The 2,312-nt window shown below is 67.7% G+C and carries 1 protein-coding gene; it reads right to left on the bottom strand.

The window, feature by feature from the left end; genetic code table 11:
* Positions 1-2,062 (bottom strand): kelch repeat-containing protein (locus AB1824_13535; GenBank protein MEW5765981.1); only part of this gene is annotated, 2,062 nt, incomplete at its 3' end.
* Positions 2,063-2,312: the final 250 nt, after the last annotated feature.

Raw genomic sequence — 2,312 nt, 5'->3', positions numbered from 1 at the left:
GCGTCGCGCTCACCTGGTCCCAGATCAGCCCAGGAGGCACCGTCCCCGTCAGCGAGAAGGAGTAGGGCGCCGTCCCGCCCGACGCCGTGAAGGTCACCGACCAGGGCGTGCCCCTCTGCATGGGCGGAAGGACCGCCGGGTCGATCGTGATCGTCGGACAGCCCGCCGGGCAGACGCCGTAGTACTGCAAGTAGTTCGACGGCGTGAAGCCCCCCGTGGATCCGCCGGCGAGGTAGAACCGGTCGCCCACCGTCTCCCCTTCTACGCGGTACACGGCATGCGGGAAGGAGGCCACCACGTTCCAGGCCGAGCCGTCGTACGTCAGAACGTCCGGCAAGACAATACCGAACGAGGCATCCACCCCGCCGGCCATGATGGGCGTTGGGGTGCCGGCAACGTCCAGCACGCCGTCGCCCATTCCCCAGACACCGAAGGGAAGAGCCGCCATGTCGGCGTTTTCGGCTCCCCAGGACCCGAGCCCGAAGTCGTAGCACTGAGTGGAAGAGAAGACGTTGGATCCGGCGTCCACCCCGCCCGCGATGCAGAGCCTCCCGTTGTAGAGGAACGAGGCGTGAAAATCCCTGGGCGTCGTGAAGGGCGGCAGGGGCGTGAGGGTGTTGGCCGCCACGTTGTAGACATAGGCCGTATTCAGGTTGCCTCCGCCGGGCACCGTGGCTCCGCCCGTGATGTAGCAGAGGTTGGAGACGGGATCGCACACGATGTCGGGAGCCCAGATGCCACCCGGGGGGAAGCCGGCGGGGAGGGGCGGCGTCGTCCAGGTGTCCGTCACCATGTTGTACACGTGCAGGGTGGTCACTCCCGATTCGGCGTCGGGGAACAGCACCACCACGGCGTCGCCGCCCGCGTCCAATCCCGTGGCCCCGTCCACCGCGTAGTCGATCTGGGGGGCCGGTTCGGGGGTCCCGGAGGACCAGGAGCCGGTCGCCGGGTCATAGATGTCCACGGCGCCGCCCGAGCCGTGACCCGCCACGTTGAAGAGCCGTCCGCCGTACGCCGCTACCACGTTGTCCATGTGGACGCCGGGGGAGGGCGGGCCCTCTCCGACGAGGACGTCTACCGCGGTAGTGGACAGAGCGAGAGAGTCAAAGGTGGCCGGGTTGGCCTGGTCGGTGGCCGTCACGGTGACGGGGTCGATCTGTCCGGGGAGGGCCGAGGCGGGAACGTTGTGGGTCACCGAAAAGTCGGCCGAGGCGCCGTCGGCCACGGGGCCCACGGTGGCGGGACCGGCCACGGGCCAGGTGTTGCCCGTGTAGGAGAGGTCGAAGGTGGCGTCGGCCCCCGTGTAGTTGGCCAAGGTCAAGTTGTAGACGACGGGAGAGCCGATACAACCCGCCTGGGCGGTCGCGGCCGCGCCGAGAACCACGCCCGTGCAAGGCGGCACGGAGGAGGGCGGGTTGGTCCACTGGTCGCACGCCGGCATTCCGGCCGGGGTGTACAGATCGCTCGAGCAGGGCCAGTGGGGCGGACCTCCATATTCGTCTCCGTCCCAGTACCAGGAGACCTGGGCGTCCCCGGCGATGGGCGTCCCGCCGGGCGTCACCGTCACGCAATAGGTGGCCGTGCAGGAATCCGTGGAGGCCTGGTAGCGCGAGTGGTTGATCTGGACCTCGTTCGTGGTCCCGTTGAAGAGGCTCCAGGAAAAGGTCCCCCAGGACCCGGAGTTGCAGGAGGGCGTGCCGCTCACCGCCACGTTCGTCACCGTCCAGCCCGCCGGAAAACGGAGCCACAGGGTGTACACGTATTCCCAGTCGGTGGTGAAACTGTCGGCCTGAAAGCAGAGCGTCTGGGAACCGGAGGCCAAGAAGCATTCGGCTCCCGAGCCGCCGGGGGAGAAGATCACCGCGCTCCCGCTGAGGGAATTCACGCTCACGACCCCGTTCGCATCCCGGCCCGGACCCTCCGGCGCGGCGCCCGTGCAGGCCTCCGCCTTCACCGCGCCCGAATCCGGTGACGCCGCGGAGACGGCCCACGGGACGGCCAGAAGCACCGTCATGAACACGATCAATGCGAGATTGCACCCCCATGGAACGAGCTTCCTCATGGTCCCCTCCTCTCGGTGCGATTCGACACCACTCCCCACCCTTGTCGTCGCGCCCCCGCGGCGGTCTTATTGAAGATGTTGCCAATAATATAGGATCTCGTGAGGCGAATTTTCAAGGAAAAAGGCGGGGCCGAAGCCCCGCCCGTTCCTTGACTCCTCCTTGAGGATCGGACCTCACGCCGGAGGCGGAACGATCCCCCCGCACGGCGGGTTGTTGGTGGTGTTGCTGTCGGTGAGGGCCGAGTAGACC

The sequence above is a fragment of the Acidobacteriota bacterium genome (assembly GCA_040752915.1).
Lineage (GTDB): Bacteria > Acidobacteriota > UBA4820 > UBA4820 > DSQY01 > JBFLVU01.
Note: the sequence above shows the minus strand (reverse complement) of the source record. Positions and strands in the feature narration are given on the sequence as shown.